At 54.4% G+C, this 1,062-nt stretch carries 1 protein-coding gene; it reads right to left on the bottom strand.

Annotated elements, in window-relative coordinates; translation table 11 throughout:
* Positions 1 to 32 precede the first annotated feature (32 nt).
* Positions 33 to 1,062, bottom strand: a protein-coding gene (locus tag ACLJXE_RS24300) for an IS3 family transposase (protein ID WP_410752238.1) whose coding sequence is annotated in 2 segments (ribosomal slippage) — positions 33 to 877 and positions 877 to 1,062 — 1,031 coding nt annotated over the 2 segments. Because the reading frame shifts where the segments join, the coding sequence is not laid out codon by codon here. This gene is flagged as partial in the annotation.

Genomic DNA, 1,062 nt, shown 5'->3' on the forward strand with positions numbered 1-1,062 from the left:
TGACCCTGGCCCAAAATCAGTGCAGTGCTAAATCAGAGATCTTCGCCTTTCCGGAGACTTCGGATGAATTCAGCCGGAGTCATGTCATTTAATGATGAATGCGTCCTCTCATGATTGTATTCCCGGCGCCAGCTGTCGAGTTTGTCCTGCGCATCTTCCAGTGACAGGAACCAGTGAATGTTCAGACACTCATCTCGCAGGCTGCCGTTAAATGATTCAATAAACGGGTTATCTGTTGGCTTTCCGGGGCGCGAGAAGTCGATGGTCACTCCGTGTTCATACGCCCATTTATCCAGACTTTTTGAGATAAACTCGCTGCCGTTATCTGTCTGAATACGTACCGGCAGGCGCTTACCCAGCACCCGCAACCCTTCCATCACACCGACCACATCCTCGCCTTTCAGCGACTTTCCGGCATGGATCGCCAGACACTCCCGACTAAAATTATCGACTACAGTCAGCGCCCGGAAACGCCGTCCGTTAAACAGATTATCCGACACGAAATCCATACTCCAGCACTGATCGATATGGGTCAGGACCGGACGTTGCTGGCGATGTGCGGCACTGACATGTCTGCGGGGGCGCTTTCTGCGCAGGTTGAGGCCTTCCAGGCAGTAAATTCGGCGTGTTTTCTTATGGTTAACAAGCCAGCCTTCCCTCCGCAGCTGGATATGAATACGCGGACAGCCATACCGTATCCGGGTTTCCGCTATCTCCCGGATACGCAGGGTTATCGCCCGATCGTCACGCCGGCTCTGCCAGTGGTAGACAGTCCTGCTCTGCATCAGCAACCCGCATCCCCGGCGGACGCTGATACGGTATGCTGCCTGCAGGAAATGCACCGCCTGGCGCTTCTGAGCCGGCCTCAGAACTTTTGCTTCAGCACCTCCTGCAGCATCTCCTTGTCCAGACTCAGGTCGGCCACCAGTTTCTTCAGCCGCTGGTTTTCATCTTCCAGCTGCCGCAGACGTCGCAGTTCCGTCACGCCCAGACCGGCAAATTTTTTCTTCCAGTTGTAAAAGGTGGCCTCAGAAATACCCATCTTTCTGCAGACTTCCCCGA

The sequence above is a fragment of the Citrobacter sp. U14242 genome, assembly GCF_046555775.1.
In the GTDB taxonomy this organism is placed as follows: Bacteria; Pseudomonadota; Gammaproteobacteria; order Enterobacterales; family Enterobacteriaceae; genus Citrobacter.